Source organism: Streptomyces sp. BE303, from assembly GCF_036290945.1.
Taxonomy (GTDB): Bacteria; Actinomycetota; Actinomycetes; order Streptomycetales; family Streptomycetaceae; genus Kitasatospora.
Genome location: NZ_JAQYWZ010000720.1, coordinates 17,813 through 34,563, shown reverse-complemented (window position 1 = coordinate 34,563; position 16,751 = coordinate 17,813). Strand labels below are relative to the sequence as shown.

The following is a 16,751-nucleotide window of genomic DNA, read 5'->3' as shown; positions in this document are numbered from 1 at the left end:
TTCCTCGGTGGGGCGGAGATCCGGGCGTGTCCGACGCCCTACGCGCCCCAGGCCTCGAACTCGTAGATGCGGGCGGCGGGATCGGTGCCCTGGGTCGGCCTGGTGACCACCAGCCGGACGTACCGCGCGGTGGTGCTCACCGGGTGGGTGGTGGTGCCCGCGGTGTTGCCGGTGACGGTGGTGACGGTGGTCCACGGGTCGGTGTCGGCCGAGCGGGCCTGGACCGTGAAGTCGCGGGTGTTGAAGCTCGCGCTCTCGCCGCCGGCCTGGGCGTGCCTGACCACGAACTTCGACAGCGCCTTGGCCGAACCGAGGTCCACCTCAAGCCACTTGCTGCTCCCGGTGGTGCACCACTTGTCGCCGTTGCCGCCGTTGACGGTGCCGTTGACGGCCTTGGCCGGGCCCTCGCCGGTGTTGCACTGGCCGGAGGCGGCGACCGGGCGGTTGAGCGCGAGGTTGCCGCCGGCCGGTGGGGTGCCGGTCCACGGGACGGTGGTGGTGGCGGCGGTGGAGCGGCCGTACTCGGTGGAGACGGCCTCGACCTCGATCACGGTGTTCGCCTCGGTGCCGGCCCGGTCCAGCCGGTTGACGTAGTAGGCGTCGGAGGGGGTGGCGCCGAGGTAGCCGCGGGTGCCGTCGGCGTTGCGCCGGTACAGCTCGTAGTGGTGCACGGCGCCGCTCGTCGAGGGTGTCCAGGAGAGCCGGAGGGACTGGCTGGCGCCGGCCACCACGTCGCTCGCGCCGAGCACGGTCAGCCCGCCGGGTGCGCCGGGTGCGTCCACCGCGCCGTCGTACAAGGCGAGTTGGCCGATCCTCACGTCGTAGGAGGGGTTCGAGCCGGCCGCCTGGAGGCCGATCTGGGCGATGGTGCGGCCCGCGTAGGCGGAGAGGTCGAGGTTCTTGCGCTCCCATCCGGTACCGGAGTTGCTCCCGAGGTCGAGGGTGGTGAAGGTCGTCGGCGCGTCGGTGAAGGAGATCGCGGCCTTGAGGCCGGTGGCTCCGGCGGCCGGGGTCCTGACCACGACCGAGAGCTTGCTGTCGGCGGCGACCGGGAGCCTGGTCTGGTAGAGCCGGACGGTGTTGACGGCGTTCAGGTTGCCGGTCAGCCGCAGCGAGGAGCCGCCCTCGTAGGCGTCGGTGAAGTCGACCGACGGGGTGAGCCTGGCGCCGGTCGAGGAGACCAGCCACTGGTAGGTGGGCGGGACGTCCTGGAGCGAGAGGTTGTTCCAGCCGCCGGTGGCGACCCGGGTGCCGGCCGCGTTGTGGAAGTCGCCCTCGCCGGAGGAGAAGTTGGTGACGAAGGGCTTCGCGGTGATCGGGGTGGACTCGGCGACGTAGCTCGCGAGGCCCTTCCAGCCGGACGAGGTCGAGGTGTTGGAGGGGTCGTTGTTGGCGCCGACCCAGTAGCGGGCGTCCTTGGCGAGGAAGTCGGCGCGGTCGGCGGCGGACTTCCAGGTCCACTCGGGCCGGTAGAGGCCGAGCGAGGTGGTGTGCGGGCCGTTGGCCGGGAAGAGGCTGTTCCAGTCCACACCCGTGTTGTAGCCGTTGGCCTCGGTGTCGATGCCGGAGTAGAGCTCGTACTCGCTGCGGCCGAGGCCGCGGGCCAGGGTCCGGGAGGAACCGAGCCCTCCGGACGACCAGTTGAAGTTGAGGAACATCGAGTCGGAGGTGCGCCGGGCGCCCTCCTGGAGGAAGGCGTCGTTGGCGGAGGTCAGCGCGTTCTGCCAGTTGACGGGCCCCGACTCGGTCATGGCGTCGTACCACATGAAGTCGGTGGCGGTCTGCGCCCTGGTGTACTGCATGAGGTTGCGGATCTCACCGGCGAGGGCCGAATCGCCGCCGCCGGTCTCCTGGTTGATGAACCATCCGTCGAATCCGTAGTACTGGGCGGCCTGGGCCAGCTTGTCGGCGACGGGGTAGCGGGAGCCGGACTTCTGGACGAAGTCGCGGACCCACTGGAGCTGTCCGCCGTACGCGGCGGGCGGGAAGAAGACGGTGCCGTAGACCTTGACGCCGTTGCGGTGGGCGGCGTCGATGACGGTCGGGTTGGGTGCCAGGATCAGACCTTCGCCGGCCGAACCGCCCCAGAAGACCAGCTTGTCGACGTATTGCCAGTAGCCGAACGCGTAGTAGTGGGGGTCGGCGGACCCCTGGGAGGGGTTGTTGGAGGTGGGGCCGAAGGAGACCAGGGAGGCGATCTTCCCCTCGCCGGCCCGGGCGTTGGGGTTGGCCCTGAGCGCCGGGTCACCGGTGCGCGGCTGGAGGGGGACCCGGGAGCGGTTGAACCGGGCGTCCGGATCGGTGGCCGGGTCCCAGTTCAGCAGGGTGTTCGGGTACCAGGAGGAGGCGTAGGGCTGGGTGCCGGCGGCGGCGTTCGCCGCGGCGGGGGCCGCCGGGGAGGGGGCGGCGGGGGTCGGGGCAGCCTGGGACGCGGTGGGTGCGGTGCCCAGGACGGCGGCCCCGAGAGCGGCGCTCAGCAGCAGGGATGTCCGTCGTGACATGCGGTGGCTCCGATCGCGCGGAGGAGGGTGGGGCGGACCGCCCGGAAGGGGGCGGGCCCGGGGGTGCATGCGTGCGTGGTGATGCCAGTGGTTCCTGTGGCCGGAGGACGCGCGGCCCTGGGGCGGCGTGAAGGACGCGCGGTTCCAGGTGCGTACGGACCGGCGGAGTGACCGTGGGCGGTTCGGCGGACGCCCGCCCACGGTGGCGCGCCGAGCGGGGGTCGCTCGGCGCAGCGAGGCTAAACCGGTTCAGAGCCGCTGTCAACGGTGCCCGCGAAGGCCACCCCGGAGGGTGAACCTGCCCCCCGCGCCGGGCCGGTCGCGGCCGACGAACCCGCCCCGGGCGGCGAGGTGGACTCGCGGACGGTCAGCCGGGGGGTCGGCATCTGCAGGTCCCGGCCGGGCCCGGCGTCGTCGATCACCGCGAGCAGGCTGCGCGCGACCTGCTCGCCGAGCGCGAAGGTGTCCCGGCTGAGCGCGGTCAGCGGCGGGTGCACGATCCGGGCGAGCACCGAGTCGTCGAACGAGACGATCGACAGCTCGCCGGGCACCGCGACGCCCATCTCGCCGGCCACCCCGAGGCCGGCCACCGCCATGACGTCGCTGTCGTAGACGATCGCGGTGGGGCGTCTGGGCCGGGAGAGCAGGGCGCGGGTGGCGGCGGCCCCCTCGGCGTCGCTGAAGTCGGTCGGCACCGAGAGCGCCTCCTCCAGGCCGAGCCGCCGGGAGGCGTCGCGCAGTGCGCGGATCCGCCGCTGGGTGTGCTGGAAGTGCGGCAGCCCGGCCAGGTGGGCGATCCGCCGGTGTCCGAGGGCGGCCAGGTAGTCGACGATGGAGAGCATCGCCTCGCGGTCGTCGGCCCAGATCCGCAGGGGGCCGGCGCCCTTGCCGGGGCCGCCCAGCACGACGGCGGGCAGGCCGAGTTCCTCCAGGACCGCGAGCCGCGGGTCGCGCAGCTGGAGGTCGACCACGATGAAGCCGTCGACGCGGTGCTCGGAGGTCCAGCGCCGGTAGACCTCGATCTCGGCCGCGGTGTCCTCGACCACCATCAGGTGGAGGGCGACGGAGCGGGCGGAGAGCACGGCCTGGAGGCCGGAGAGCAGCTGGCTGAAGAACGGCTCGACGCCGATGGTCCGGGCCGGGCGGGCGATCACCAGCCCCACCGCGTCGGACCTGGCCCCGCCGAGGGCGCGGGCGGCGCTGTGCGGCCGCCAGTTCATCTCCTCGGCGACCCGGAGGATCCGGGCCCTGGTCGCCTCGCTCACCCCGGGGCGCCCGTTGAGCGCGAAGGACACCGCGCCCTTGGAGACACCGGCTTGGCGCGCGATGTCGGCGATCGTCGGTCTGCCCACGGGTTCCGACTCCTCTCTTGACATCCAAGTTTAGGCGGGAGCATAGTCCCTGGCATAGCTAGACCGGTTTAGTAAGACAGGTTCCACAATCCGGCGCAATCCCCGAACCACCCCCAGCACGATCCCCGAAGACGCATCCCCCACCCATTCCCCAGGACCGGGAGACCCTCATGCGAAGAATCTGGGCGGCAGTGACGACGGCGGCGGTGGCCGCCACCGTGCTCACCGGCTGCGGACTGAGCTCCGACGACAGGAGCGACGACACGGCGGCGAAGGTCGCCGCCGCCACCGGCGAGGTCAAGGGCAAGGTCTCGCTCCAGACCTGGGCATTGAAGCCGAAGTTCACCGCCTACGTGCAGGGCGTGATCGACGGCTTCCGGCAGAAGTACCCGGGGGTCGAGGTCGAGTGGCTGGACCAGCCGGGCGACGGTTACTCCGCCAAGGTGCTCAGCCAGGCCGCCGCCGGGACCCTTCCCGACGTGGTCAACCTCCCGCCGGACTTCGCCCTCCCGCTGGCCCGGCAGAGCCTGCTGCTCGACGTGGCCAAGGCCGATCCGAAACTCGCCGAGGAGTACGTGGCCGGCGGTGTCGACGCCTACCGGTTCGCCGGCCAGGACGGCACCTTCGGCTACCCGTGGTACCTCAACACCGATGTGAACTACTGGAATTCGGAACTGCTGAGCAGGAACGGGCTGGACCCGAAGAACCTCCCCGGCACCCTCGACGAACTGATCGCCCAGGCCCGGACCATGAAGGAGAAGTCCGGCGGCTCGACCTACCTGATGAGCCGCAAGCCGGGCCTCGGCGACCTCGTCAACGCGGGCGTCAAGGTGATGGCCGACGACGGCAGGTCGTTCACCTTCAACACCCCCGAGGCCGCCGCGCTACTGGACAAGTACCGCGCCGCGTACAAGGACGGGCTGCTGCCGAACGACGTCCTCACCAACACCTACGCCGGCAACTCCAAGCTCTTCAACGCCGGCACGGCGGCCTGGACCACCGGCGGCGGCAACTTCATCAGCAGCCTCGCCACCGACAACCCGACCCTCGCGCCGAAGATGCTCTCCTCCCCTGCGATGGGCACCCCGCCGCTCTACGTGCAGGGCCTGTCCATCCCGAAGAGCACCAAGAACCCGGCCGCCGCGGTGGCCCTGGCCCGCTGGGTCACCAGTGCGGAGAACCAGGCCAGGTTCGCCCAGCTGACCAGCATCTTCCCGTCCACCAAGGCCTCGGCCGGCGACCCGTTCTTCAGCAGGAGCGACGGCACCAACGCGGGCGACGCCAAGGTCGTCGCGTTCACCTCCCTCGCCAAGGCGAAGATCCTCCAGCCCGTCCAGGTCGACGACGCGATGAGCACCGTCATCAACCAGCAGATCGCCCTGGCGATCAGCGGGGACACGAGCTCCAAGCAGGCCCTGGACACCGCCGTGGAGCGGTGCAACCAGCTGCTCAAGGGCTGATCCCGCACCGGACCGACCAGTACCGGCGGCGCGGCGGCACCCCCGGGCCGCCGCCCGCCGGGAATGACCCGCACCGCTCGCCCCAGGAAGGCATCGGCATGACCCACCGGCGTTGGTTCACCCCCTGGCTGCTCGCCGGGCCCGCGATCATCTGGCTGGCCGTCTTCAACCTCTGGCCGGCGATCAACACGGTGATCCTCTCGTTCACCAATGCCAAGCCCCTGGGCGGCGGGCATTTCACCGGCCTCGACAACTACGAACGCGCGTTCAGCGACGACCAGTTGGCGGACGCCCTGCTCAACAGCACCGTCTACCTGCTGATCTGCCTGCCGCTGCTGACCGTGCTGCCCCTGCTGCTCGCCCTGCTGGTCCAGCGCAAGCTCCCCGGCATCACCGTCTTCCGCACCGCCTTCTACACCCCGGTCGTCGCCTCCGCCGTCGTGGTGGCCCTGATCTGGGGCTGGGTGCTGGACGACCGCGGCCTCGTCAACGGCGTGCTGCGGCAGACCGGGCTGGCCGACTCCCCGGTCCCCTTCCTCACCGACCGCTGGCTGCTGCTCTTCAGCGCGATCGCCCTGACCACCTGGAAGGGCCTCGGCTACTACATGGTGATCTACCTGTCCGCCCTGGCCAACGTCGGCCGCGAGCTGCACGAGGCCGCCGCCGTCGACGGCGCGGGCAGCGTCCGCCGGTTCTGGCACGTCACCCTGCCGGGCGTGCGGCCCACCATGATGCTGGTCTCGGTGCTCATCTCGGTCTCCGCGCTGCGCGTCTTCTCCGAGCTGTACGTGCTCTCCAACGGCACCGGCGGCCCCGGCGGCCGGGACATGTCGGTGGTCATGCTGATCCAGATGTACAGCCGCGGCTTCACCGGCCACCTCGGCTACGCGTCAGCGCTCAGCCTGCTGCTCTTCGTCATCACCCTCGGCCCGATGCTGCTCCTGACGCGCCTGAACCGGAAGGCGGCCTGAACCGTGACCCACACCGCCGCCCCCGTCCCGCCGCCCCGGCCCGCCGCCCCCGCTTCCGCCGCCGCCCCCGCCACCGCCGCCCCGCCCGGCGGGCGACCCGGACCGCGCACCGGCCGCGCGCCGCGGCCCCGCAGCCTCCACAACCCCGGCCCGGTCCGGACGGCCGGGCGCTACCTGCTCCTGCTGGCCGTCCTCCTGCTCGTCATCGGCCCCTTCCTCTGGCAGCTCTCGACCTCCCTCAAGGGCCCCGACGAGGACGTCTACACCTCGACGCCGAGCTTCTTCCCCGAGGACCTCACCTTCGCCAACTACGGCAAGGTCGCCGACACCATCCCGGTCTGGACCTACGCCGCCAACTCGCTGGTCGTCGCCGCGATCGCGATCTTCGGCAACGTGGTCGGCTGCACCCTGGCCGGCTACGCGCTGGCCAAACTGCGCTTCCGCGGCGCCGGACTGCTCTTCGGCCTCCTCCTGGCCACGCTGATCCTGCCCGGCGAGGCGACCATCGTCTCCCAGTACGTCACCGTGCGGGGGCTGGGCCTGGCCGACTCGCTGACCGGCGTGGCGCTGCCCGGCGCGATCGCGATGCTGAACGTGCTGCTGATGCGCACGGCGTTCGCCGCCGTACCGCCCGAACTGGACCAGGCCGCGCTGGTGGACGGCGCCAACGTCCGGCAGCGCCTGTGGCACGTCGGCCTGCCGAACGTCCGCGGCATGCTCAGCGTGATCGTGATCTTCACCTTCATCGGCGCCTGGGACGACTTCCTCTGGCCTCTGATCGTGCTCAACGACCCGCAGAAGTACACCCTGACCGTCGGCCTCCAGTACCTGAACGGCACGTTCAGCGCCAATCCCCGGCTGATCGCCGCCGGCACCATGATCGCGTTCCTGCCGATCGTCGTGGTGTTCGCCGTCTGCCAGCGGTTCTTCTTCAAGGGCGTGGAGGAGGGAGCCGTCAAGGGATAGCCCGCCGCCCGCCCGACCCGTCGCCGATCCGTCGCCGCCCCGACCACCCGTCGCCGCCCCGACCGCCCCGCGACGGCCGCACCCACCGAGGAAGCGCACCGAGCATGACCGCCGCCCAGCCCCCCTCCCCGGCCACCGCCCCCCACCCGCGCCCCGCCGCCTCCCGGCCGCGCGCCGCACCCCCGCGCTTCGGCGTCAACTACACCCCCACCGCCGGCTGGTTCCACCACTGGCTCGACTTCGACCTCGACGCCGTCCGCGCCGACCTCGACTCGATCGCCGCGCTCGGCCTCGACCACGTCCGGGTCTTCCCGCTCTGGCCGCTCTTCCAGCCCAACCGCACGCTGATCCGCCCGCGCGCCGTCGAGCAGCTCGTCGACCTGGCCGACGCGGCCGGTGAACGCGGACTCGACGTCGCGGTGGACGGCCTCCAGGGTCACCTCTCCAGCTTCGACTTCCAGCCCTCGTGGACCCAGACCTGGCACCGGCGGAACATCTTCACCGACCCGGACGTCCTCGACGGCCAGGCCGAGTACCTGCGCACCCTGGCCGCCGCCCTCGCCGACCGGCCCCACTTCCTCGGCATGACCGTCGGCAACGAGGTCAACCAGTTCTCCGGCGAGCCGCACCCCGACCCGGACCGGGCCACCCCCGGGCAGGTCGAGGCCTGGCTGCACCGGATGGTCGGCGCCTGCGAGCAGGGCGCGCCCGGCCGGCTCCACCTGCACGCCTCCTACGACGCCGCCTGGTACCTGGACGAGCACCCGTTCACGCCCTGGCACTCCGCCCGGATCGGCGCCGCCACCGCCGTGCACTCCTGGGTGTTCAACGGCACCGCGCAGCGCTACGGCGCCCGCTCCACCGCCGCCGACCAGCACGCGGCCTACCTGGTCGAGCTGTCGAAGGCCTGGGCGCCGGACCCGCACCGGCCGGTCTGGCTCCAGGAGGTCGGCGCCCCCGCCCCGCACATCGCCGCCGAGGACGCCGCCCGGTTCACCGGCGCCACCGTCGAGGCCGTCCTGGACTGCCCCGACCTGTGGGGCGTCACCTGGTGGTGCTCGCACGACGTGGACCGCGCGCTGGCCGACTTCCCCGAGCTGGAGTACAGCCTGGGAATCCTCACCACCGACCGGCGGGTCAAGCCGGCCGGCGCCCGGCTGGCCGCCGCCGTCACCGCCGTCCGCGAGGGCTGGCGGGCACCGGCCCCGCGCACCACCGCGGTGGTGGTCGCCACCGGCGACGAGGTCACCGCACCCAAGCGCTCGGTCTGCGGCCCGGGCGGCAGCGTCTTCGAGGCGTTCATGCGCCTGGCCGAGGACGGCGCCCGCCCGACCGCGGTGCTCGCCGAACACGCCGGGGATCCCGCCCACCTGTCCGCCCGGGGCATCACCGAGGTCGTCCACCCGGACGACGTACGCTGACGGCCCCTCCCACGTTCGTTCCCCCTCAGTCGCACAACGGAGTCCGCTGACATGCACGATGACCGCAGCCTGGTCGAAGCCCGCCTCAAGCGCGTCCTGGACGAGCGCATCCGCCCGGCGGTCCACCCCGAGTCCGTCCCGCTCTCGGTCACGATCTGGACGGCGCCCGGTGAGCCCGTCCCGGTCGCCGAGGGCCTGGCCGCGCCGCGCTCGCCGATCGCCGTCGGCGACGCCTGGGGTGCGCCGTGGGGCACCAGCTGGATCACCGTGACCGGCACCGTGCCCGAGGCGTGGGCCGGGCGCACGGTCGAGGCCCTGATCGACCTCGGTTTCGACGCCAACATGCCGGGCTTCCAGTGCGAGGGCCTGGTCTACCGGCCGGACGGCACGCCCGTGAAGGGCCTCAACCCGCAGAACCAGTGGGTGCGGATCGCCTCCCCGGCCGCCGGCGGCGAGCCGGTGCTGCTGCACGTCGAGGCGGCGTCCAACCCGGTCATCCTGGACTACCACCCCTTCCTGCCGACCGAGTTGGGCGACAAGGAGACCGCCGGGAGCACGCCGCAGTACCGGCTGGAGCGGATGGACCTGGCCGTCTTCGACGAGACGGTCTGGCAGCTGGTGATGGACCTGGAGGTGCTCGGCGAGCTGATGGCGGAACTGCCGGCCGACGGCGCCCGCCGCTGGGAGCTGCTGCGGGCGGTCGAGCGGGCACTCGACGCGATCGACCTCCAGGACGTCAACGGCACCGCGGCCGGGGCCCGTTCGCACCTCACCGAAGTGCTGGCCGCGCCCGCCGTGCCGTCCGCGCACCGGATCAGCGCGATCGGCCACGCCCACATCGACTCCGCCTGGCTCTGGCCGCTGCGCGAGACGGTCCGCAAGGTCGCCCGCACCACCGCCAACATGACCGCGCTGCTGGAGGACGAACCGGACTTCCTCTACACCATGTCCCAGGCGCAGCAGTTCGCCTGGATCAAGGAGCACCGCCCCGAGGTGTACGCCCGGGTGAAGAAGGCGGTCGCGGACGGCCGGTTCGTGCCGGCCGGCGGCATGTGGGTGGAGTCGGACACCAACATGCCGTCCTCGGAGGCGATGGCCCGTCAGTTCGTGCACGGCAAGCGGTTCTTCCTGGAGGAGTTCGGGGTCGAGAACCAGGAGGCCTGGCTGCCGGACACCTTCGGCTTCACCGGCGGCCTGCCGCAGATCATCCGCAACGCGGGCTCCAAGTGGCTGCTCACGCAGAAGATCTCGTGGAGCCAGGTCAACAAGTTCCCGCACCACACCTTCCTCTGGGAGGGCATCGACGGCACGAGGATCTTCACCCACTTCCCGCCCGTGGACACCTACAACTGCTCGATGAAGGGCAGCGAGATCGCCCACGCGGCAAGGAACTTCAAGGACAAGGGCGTCGCCCGGCACTCGCTCGCGCCGACCGGCTGGGGCGACGGCGGCGGCGGCACCACCCGCGAGATGATCGCCAAGGCGGCCCGGCTGCGCGACCTGGAGGGCTCGGCCACGGTGCGCTGGGAGCGGCCGGCCGAGTTCTTCGAGAAGGCCGAGGCCGAGTACCCGAAGCCGCCGGTCTGGGTGGGCGAGCTCTACCTGGAGCTGCACCGGGCCACGCTCACCAGCCAGGCGCGGACCAAGCAGGGCAACCGGCGCAGCGAGAACCTGTTGCGCGAGGCCGAACTCTGGTGCGCCACGGCCGCGCTGCGCACCGGCCACCCGTACCCGTACGAGCAGCTGGACCGGATCTGGAAGACGGTGCTGCTGCACCAGTTCCACGACATCCTGCCCGGCTCGTCGATCGCCTGGGTGCACCGCGAGGCCGAGGCCACGTACGCGCGTCTGGCGGCGGAGCTGGAGGAGCTGATCGGCGCGGCCCAGCAGGCCCTGGCCGGGGACGCGGCGGGCGGGCGCGAGCTGGTCTTCAACGGTGCCCCGCACGTCCGTTCGGCGGTGCCGGCGGGCGGGGCGTCCCCGGTGCCGGCGACCGGCGCGGGCGGCGGCTGCACGGTGACGGCGCGCGACGGCGGCGGCTTCGTCCTGGACAACGGCCTGCTGTCGGTGGCCGTGGACGGCGACGGGCTGGTGGTCTCGGCGGTCGACGCGGCGAGCGGCCGGGAGACGGTCGCCCCCGGGGCCCGGGCCAACCTGCTCCAGCTGCACCCCGACTTCCCCAACATGTGGGACGCCTGGGACGTGGACCAGTTCTACCGCAACACCGTGACCGACCTGACCGCGGCGGACGAGGTCGCGGTGTCCGTCTCCTCCCCCGACGAGGCGGCCGTCCGGGTGGCCCGCTCGTTCGGCTCCTCCACGGTGGTCCAGACGCTGAGCCTGCGGGCCGGGTCGCGGCGCCTGGACATCGACACCGAGGTCGACTGGCACGAGACCGAGAAGTTCCTCAAGGCGTCGTTCCCGCTGGACGTGCACACCGAGCGGTACGCGGCCGAGACCCAGTTCGGCCACCAGTTCCGCCCGACCCACACCAACACCAGCTGGGAGGCGGCCAAGTTCGAGGCCTGCAACCACCGCTTCGTCCACCTGGAGGAGCCGGGCTGGGGCGTCGCGCTGGTCACCCCCTCGACGTACGGCCACGACGTCACCCGGGCGGTCCGCGCGACGGACGGCGGGACGACCACCACGGTCCGCTTCTCCCTGCTGCGCGCGCCGCGCTTCCCCGACCCGCAGACCGACCAGGGCGTGCACCGGTTCCGGCACGCGCTGGTGCCGGGCGCGGCGATCGGCGACGCGGTCCGCGAGGGGTACGCCGTCGGCCTGCCGGAGCGCCGGGTGACCGGTTCGGCGGAGGCGGTCCGGCCGCTGGTGGAGCTGGACGAGGCGGCGCTGGTGGTCAGCGCCGTCAAGCTCGCCGACGACGGCAGCGGCGACCTCGTGGTCCGGGTCTACGAGGCCGGCGGCGGGCGGGCCCGGGGCCGGCTCCGCACGTCCTTCCGGCCGGCCGCCGCGGTGCCCTGCGACCTGCTGGAGCGCCCGTGGGACGGCACGCGCGGCGAGGTCGCGGTGGACGGCGACGGCGTCACGCTGAGCCTGCGGCCGTTCGAGCTGGTCACCCTGAGGCTGACGCCCTCGGCCTGATCCTGTTTGCTGTCCCTGTCGACGGTCCGTCCCGTCGCCGTCGCGATCGATCGCCCCCGCCCGGCCCCCGGGCGGGGGCCCGTACCCCGCCCCGGAGCCACCCGCCATGACCGCCCCCACGCCGCCCTCCTCCGCCCGGCCCTCCGCCGCGCCGGCCCCCGACGCGCAGGCGGGCGCCGGCTCCGCCGCCGGGCCGCTGTTCGCCGCACTCGACATCGGCGGGACCAAGATCGCCGGGGCGCTCGTCGACTCCGCGGGGGCCCTCGCGCACCGGGTCCGGTTCCCCACCCCGGCCCGGGACCCCGGCGCCGCCGTCCTCGCCGTCGTGCACCGGGTGCTGGACCGGCTGGCGGCCGCCCCCGGGTGGGCCGCCGTCGGCGCCGTCGGCATCGGCAGCGCCGGCCCGGTGGACCTCGGGCACGGCACCGTCAGCCCGGTCAACATCCCCGGCTGGCGCGACTTCCCGCTCACCGCCGAGGTCGCCGCGCACCCCTCCGTCGGCCCCCGCACCGTCGTACTGGCCGGGGACGGGGTGGCGATGGCCGCCGCCGAGCACTGGCGCGGCGCGGCACGCGGCGCCGACAACGCGCTCTGCCTGGTCGTCTCCACCGGCGTCGGCGCCGGGCTGGTGCTGGACGGCGCCGTCCGACCCGGCCCCAGCGGCAACGCCGGCCACCTCGGCCACATCACCGTCGACCTCGACGGCGACCCGTGCCCGTGCGGCTCGCGCGGCTGCCTGGAGGGCCTCGCCAGCGGCACCGCGATCGCCCGCCGCGCCCTCGCCGGGGGCTGGCGCCCGACCGGGGACGACCGCTCCGCCCGCGCCGTGGCCGCCGACGCGCTGGCCGGCCACCCGGTCGCGGTGGCCGCCTACGACCGGGCCGCCCAGGCACTGGCCGCCGGGATCGCCGCCACCGCCTCGCTGGTCGACCTGCACCGGGTGGTGATCGGCGGCGGGGTCGCCGCCGCCGGCCCGGCCCTGTTCGACCCGCTCGCCCGCCACCTGGACCGGTACGCCGCGCTGCCGTACGTCCGCGGGCTCGACGTCCGCCGCGCCGAACTCGGCACCGACGCGGGCCTGATCGGCGCCGCCGCGCTCTGCCGCTGACCCTCCCCCGGAGCACCCGCATGCCCACCCCGTCGTCCGCCCCGCCCGCGCACACACCCCCGTCCGCGCTGCCCCCGTTCGCCCTGCTGGCCAATCCCGTGCGCGACTACGCGTGGGGCTCCACCACCGCCATCCCCGCGCTCACCGGCACCCCGCCGACCGGCGCGCCGCAGGCGGAACTCTGGATGGGCGCACACCCGTCCGCGCCGTCGGTGCTCGACGACGGGCACGGACCGCGCCCCTTGGACCGGCTGATCGCCGAGGCCCCCGCGCAGTTGCTGGGGCCGGAGACCGTCCGGCGGTTCGGCCCACGGCTCCCCTTCCTGCTCAAGGTGCTGGCCGCCGACCGGGCGCTCTCCCTCCAGGTCCACCCGACCCGCACCCAGGCCGAGGCGGGCTGGGCCGCCGAGGAGGCCCGTGACGTCCCGCTCGACGCCCCGGACCGGGTCTACCGGGACCGCGGCCACAAGCCCGAACTCATCTGTGCTCTGGGTGACTTCGAGGCGCTCTGCGGGTTCCGCCCGGCCGCAGCGACGGCCGCGCTGTTCGACCGGCTGGCCGTGCCGCTGATCGCCCCGTGGGCCGCGGCGCTCCGCCGGCGCCCCGCCGCGGAGGTGCTGCCCGCGCTGCTGCGGCACGTCCTGGAGGTGGCCCGCCCCGGGGCCGGCGACCTCGCCGCCGTCATCGCCGCCCTGCACCGGACCGCCGCGGACGGCGGCCCGTTCGCCGAAGCCTGCGCCGGGTACGCCCGCGCCGCCGCGGACCACCCCGGCGACCCCGGGCTGGTCGCCGCCCTGCTGCTCAACCACGTCCGGCTCCGGGCCGGTCAGGCGCTCGCCCTGGACGCGGGCGTGCCGCACGCCTACCTGCGCGGGGTGGGCGTGGAGCTGATGGCCAACTCGGACAACGTGCTGCGCTGCGGCCTCACCGCCAAGCACGTCGACGTCGACGGCCTGCTCGCGGTGACCGCGTTCCGCACCGGCGAGCCGGCCGTACTGACCGCCCGCACCCCCGACGACGGGGGCACCCCGGACGGTGCACGCGCTCCGGGCGGCGGCGGGATCGAGGAGCAGTTCCCCTCGCCCGCTGCCGAGTTCCGTCTCTCACGGCTACGACCCACGGCCGTACCCGTCCGGGTCGACCTGGCGGACGCGCCGCAGATCCTCCTCTGCACCGCGGGCCGTGCCCGCCTCCGCGCCCCCGGCGGCGCCGGCCTCGACCTCCCCCCGGGCCGCTCCGCCTACCTCCGCCCCGGCGCCGGTCCCGTCCGTCTCACCGGCCCGGGCGCGGAGCTCTTCCGCGCCACCGTCGGCGGCTGAGGAGCGGTACGCGCCGGACACCGCCTCCACCCCTTGCACAGGAAGAAGCCCCAGTCGACTTCCTGTGCCCGGCGTCGGCTCACGCGGTGGTTCGGCGCGTGCGGTGGATCGGCGCACGCGATGGTTCGGTGCGCGCGGTGTCCCGGCCTCGCGCGGCGGCTCAGCGCCCGCGGTGGCGGTACGACCCCACCGGGACGCTCCGGGTCAGCGCACCGAGACCCGGCAGGCGCCGGCGGGGCCGGTGGTGGGCCGGCACGGGCGCGGCCACCGGACCGCGCGGCGACTTCACCGCCACGCGGGGCGGCTGCGCCGGGCCCTCGCCCGTCGATCCGTCTGCGATCGGCCCCTCGGCCGTCGGGTCCACCGGCTGGAACGCCGAGAGGAAGCTCCGCTCGGACGGGCTGAGCGTACGGGACCGGCCGGACGCCTCGTCCCGGGCCACCACCACCGTCCGCGCCCGCATATACGTCCGCGGGTCGCGGCACACATTCACCACGACATGCGCGGAACTGCGCCCCAGACGTTCAACGCTCAACCGCACCAGCAATGGTTCCGGCTGATGGTGCAGCTGCTCCAGGTAATCGATCTCGTGCCGGGCGATCAGGAATCCGGACGGAAATAGCGAATCCCGGACGGCGACCGCGTGGTGACAGAACAGGTCGTAAATTCCCTCCTGAACGTAGGAGACCAGCCGGGCGTTGTTGATGTGCCCGTTCTCGTCGACGTCGCTCCACCGGGTGGGACAGGCCAGGACGTGCGCGTTGGCGTGCGCCGCGTGCGTGTGCGGCGCGCTCACCGCTGCTTCGGCCCGGCGTCGCCCCGACCGGCGGCGGCAGCCCCGGCGGGCAGCAGCGCCCGCTGCAACCTCGCGTAGTAGACGGCGTGTTCGGACGCCATCCGGGCGGCGGTCCAGCCCTCCTCGGCGGCCTCCGCGGCGGCCTGGACGACCAGGCTGTCGAGCACCCCGTCGACGGCGCGGCAGAGCTCCGCCACCGCCGCGAAACGCTCGGGGACGTCGGCCCCGGAGGCCGCGTCACGGGCCGGGAACGCGGCGAGCGAGTCCACGGCGAGCCGCAGTTCGTCGACGGTTTCCGACCGGTTTTCCGAAAGGCAATTGCGCACAGTTTTCTCCCGAAACGGATACGGCATTGTCTGATGTTCGAACCCAGTGAGTGGTTCGAGTCCCCCCGGCGCCATGGACGCTATCCCAGCCCGGGCACCTCGCGGATGGTTTACGGAACCAGAGCGGAAACTGACCACCATTGGAGTAGTTTGCCGCTGCATAAAATCAGCCGCATCCACCGAATGCCAGCCCGGTCCCATAGTCCCACCGGTCGCTCCCCCGGGCCTTCCGCTCACGCCGCGCTCCCCCAACTGGTCCACCAGCGCGCCTTGTAGAGCCAGGCGCCGGGCAACCTCCGGACGGCGTCCGGACGGTGCAGCGAGAGCACCGAGGTGCACCAGGAACAGGGGCCCGCGTGGTCCGGGGCCGCGATGAGCAACCGCCCCGAACCCGGCTCGTCGCCGACGCTCTTGACCTCCCTCCCCGCCTGCTCGCCGCCCAGGCCGACCTTCGAGAAGCGGTCCGTCGCGGGGTCGAACCGCCAGAGGTGCCCGGCGGTGCTCACCCAGAAGCGCCCGGGCGTGGCGAGCACCGGCGCCAGGTCGTGACCTCCCGGCTCCGGCAACGGCACCGCCCGGACCGCGGTCAGGGTCGGCGCCGCCGCGGTGCCGCCCACCCGGAGCGCGGTCAGCGTGTCGTCGCCGACCGCCCAGAGCAGTCCGGTCCGCCGGTCCCAGTGCACGCCGTGCGCGCCCGGGAGCCGGAATTCGGCGTGCACCGAGCTCCGCGGCCCCTGCGAGGCCGTGTAGAGCCGGATCCACCCGCCGGTGGAGGCCGCCACCGCGACGTTCCCGTCCGGCAGCAGCTCCGCGCTGTGCGGGTTGGCGAGCGGACCGGTGTCGACCGCCCAGGCGGCGGCGCCGGTCGCGGTGTCGACCGCGGCCGCCAGCCCGCCCGAGGCGGTCGTGAGCAGGTAGCGGCGACCGTGCCGCACCCGGCTCTTCGCCTCGTCCGGCATCGACCAACTGCGTTCCGGCCGGAGGTCGTCGAGGTCCGGCGCGGTGTCCGCCGACCACGACCAGACCACCGGCAGGCGGTCCGGCCCCCGGTAGGCCATCAGCTCCTCGGCGCTCTGCAGCACCAGCACCCGCCGGGACGCCTGGTCCACCACGACGACCGCCCATCCGGGCCCCGCCGTCGCCTGCCCGGTCGGCACCGTCGCCGCGACCGCCGCGAGCACCGCCACACCCACCGCCACGCGCCACGTCCGCACCCACTTCACCTCCACCGTCCGCCCTCGCCCTCGCCCCACCGTCCGGTGTCCTTCCCCGACCCGCCAGCGGGCAGGCTCCGACCGGCCTATCCGCTCCCCCCGGGCCACCTCCCCGCCAGGGGCCCGCTACCGCCCTCCGGCGTAGCCCGCACCGGAGCACCGGTCTGCGCCCCGCCCGACACTCCGGGCCGGGACCCCGCCCGACACTCCGGCCG

12 protein-coding genes are annotated in these 16,751 nt (G+C 73.7%); 7 read left to right on the top strand and 5 right to left on the bottom strand.

The window, feature by feature from the left end; translation table 11 throughout:
• Positions 1-38: 38 nt before the first annotated feature.
• Together PUR56_RS21400 and PUR56_RS21395 are read right to left on the bottom strand one after the other, a co-directional pair.
• Positions 39-2,501: an endo-beta-N-acetylglucosaminidase gene (locus PUR56_RS21400; RefSeq protein ID WP_329950085.1), complete on the bottom strand. Its 2,463-nt coding sequence runs from the start codon at positions 2,499-2,501 to the stop codon at positions 39-41.
• A 239-nt stretch (positions 2,502-2,740) separates the two neighbouring features.
• Positions 2,741-3,853: a LacI family DNA-binding transcriptional regulator gene (locus PUR56_RS21395; protein WP_329880943.1), complete on the bottom strand. Its 1,113-nt coding sequence runs from the start codon at positions 3,851-3,853 to the stop codon at positions 2,741-2,743.
• A gap of 170 nt (positions 3,854-4,023) precedes the next feature.
• Between PUR56_RS21395 and PUR56_RS21390 the strand changes: the two genes are divergently transcribed.
• From PUR56_RS21390 to manA, 7 genes are all read left to right on the top strand, one after another.
• On the top strand, positions 4,024-5,313 hold the full coding sequence (locus PUR56_RS21390; protein ID WP_329950084.1) for an ABC transporter substrate-binding protein: 1,290 nt from the start codon (positions 4,024-4,026) through the stop codon (positions 5,311-5,313).
• 98 nt (positions 5,314-5,411) lie between these two features.
• Positions 5,412-6,284 carry a carbohydrate ABC transporter permease gene (locus PUR56_RS21385; RefSeq protein ID WP_329950083.1) on the top strand — a complete coding sequence of 291 codons (873 nt, stop codon included), beginning with the start codon at positions 5,412-5,414 and terminating at the stop codon, positions 6,282-6,284.
• A 3-nt stretch (positions 6,285-6,287) separates the two neighbouring features.
• A complete protein-coding gene (locus PUR56_RS21380) occupies positions 6,288-7,250 on the top strand; it encodes a carbohydrate ABC transporter permease (RefSeq protein ID WP_329950082.1) in 963 nt (320 codons plus the stop codon).
• 104 nt (positions 7,251-7,354) lie between these two features.
• Entirely contained in the window at positions 7,355-8,671 is a 1,317-nt protein-coding gene (locus PUR56_RS21375) for a glycoside hydrolase 5 family protein (RefSeq protein WP_329950081.1), read from the top strand.
• Positions 8,672-8,722: 51 nt separating this feature from the next.
• Complete coding sequence (locus PUR56_RS21370; RefSeq protein WP_329950080.1) at positions 8,723-11,773, top strand: alpha-mannosidase; 3,051 nt, start codon at positions 8,723-8,725, stop codon at positions 11,771-11,773.
• 106 nt (positions 11,774-11,879) lie between these two features.
• Positions 11,880-12,881 (top strand): ROK family protein, encoded by a 1,002-nt coding sequence (locus PUR56_RS21365; RefSeq protein ID WP_329950079.1) that lies wholly within the window; start codon positions 11,880-11,882, stop codon positions 12,879-12,881.
• A 20-nt stretch (positions 12,882-12,901) separates the two neighbouring features.
• Positions 12,902-14,200 (top strand): mannose-6-phosphate isomerase, class I, encoded by a 1,299-nt coding sequence (gene manA, locus PUR56_RS21360; protein WP_329950078.1) that lies wholly within the window; start codon positions 12,902-12,904, stop codon positions 14,198-14,200.
• Between the two features lie 160 nt (positions 14,201-14,360).
• Here manA and PUR56_RS21355 read toward each other — a convergent pair whose 3' ends face one another.
• The 3 genes from PUR56_RS21355 to PUR56_RS21345 all read right to left on the bottom strand — a co-directional run bounded on the left by PUR56_RS21355 (position 14,361) and on the right by PUR56_RS21345 (position 16,536).
• Positions 14,361-14,996 carry an acyl-CoA thioesterase gene (locus PUR56_RS21355; protein WP_329880928.1) on the bottom strand — a complete coding sequence of 212 codons (636 nt, stop codon included), beginning with the start codon at positions 14,994-14,996 and terminating at the stop codon, positions 14,361-14,363.
• On the bottom strand, positions 14,993-15,322 hold the full coding sequence (locus PUR56_RS21350) for a hypothetical protein (protein WP_329950077.1): 330 nt from the start codon (positions 15,320-15,322) through the stop codon (positions 14,993-14,995). The genes PUR56_RS21355 and PUR56_RS21350 overlap by 4 nt, the downstream gene beginning before the upstream one ends.
• Positions 15,323-15,555: 233 nt before the next feature.
• Positions 15,556-16,536 (bottom strand): DUF6528 family protein, encoded by a 981-nt coding sequence (locus PUR56_RS21345; RefSeq protein ID WP_329950076.1) that lies wholly within the window; start codon positions 16,534-16,536, stop codon positions 15,556-15,558.
• Between the last annotated feature and the right edge of the window lie 215 nt (positions 16,537-16,751).